Source organism: Desulfobotulus pelophilus, from assembly GCF_026155325.1.
Classification (GTDB): Bacteria; Desulfobacterota; Desulfobacteria; order Desulfobacterales; family ASO4-4; genus Desulfobotulus; species Desulfobotulus pelophilus.
On sequence record NZ_JAPFPW010000073.1, the window covers coordinates 1 to 798 of the forward strand.

Sequence of the window (798 nt, forward strand, 5' to 3'; positions counted from 1 at the left end):
AACCGGGAAGATGGCCCGAAACGCCGGAGACTTCACCCCGGTTCCTGCCTGGGTGGGCCACCGGCAGGGGATTTTCCATGGCATGATATCCAAGGGAACGGATCAGTACCGGGGAATTTCTCCGCTGGCTCCGGCCATGAAGCTCTTTCGGGATCTGTCGGATTATCTGGATTTCGAGGTGGTGGGTGCCATTGTGGCGGCTTCCTTTCCCGTGTGGATCGAAACACCGTACCCCAATGAAATGGCGGAACAGTTTCTGGATAAAAACGAAATGGCCGGGCGTGGCGAGGAATATCAGGAGGTGGCCCCGGCTGGCATCTACTACGGACGCTCCGGCGAGCGGCCCCACATCCTGTCCACCACCAGACCGGGCAACACCTTTGAGCCCTTTGTGGAACGCCTGCTCCGGGGCATCGGTGCCTCCGTGGGGCTGCCCTATGAGGTGATCTCCAAGGATTTTTCGAAAACCAACTACGCTGGCGCACGGGCCGCCCTGCTGGAAGCCTGGAACCTTTTCAGTCTCTATCAGCAGTGGCTGGTGAGCGGCTACATGCAGCCCATTTATGAGATGCTCATGGAAGAGGCCTATCTGCGGGGCTGGATCAAAATCAAGAAACACTGGCCGGACTGGTATGCAGCAAGGAAGCTGTACACCCACTGCCGATGGATACCGCCCCGGCGTGGCCATGTGGATCCGTCCAAGGAGATTTCTGCCATTATCGACGCCATGAACAGCAACATCATGACCCTTGGGGAAGCCATTGCCGAGGTGCGCGGCGGATCGGCGGACTGGGAAAG

At 58.8% G+C, this 798-nt stretch carries 1 protein-coding gene; it reads left to right on the forward strand.

Features of this window, described 5'->3' with window-relative positions:
* Positions 1–10: 10 nt before the first annotated feature.
* On the forward strand, positions 11–798 hold a 788-nt coding region (locus OOT00_RS16070), incomplete at its 3' end, for a phage portal protein (protein ID WP_265426437.1).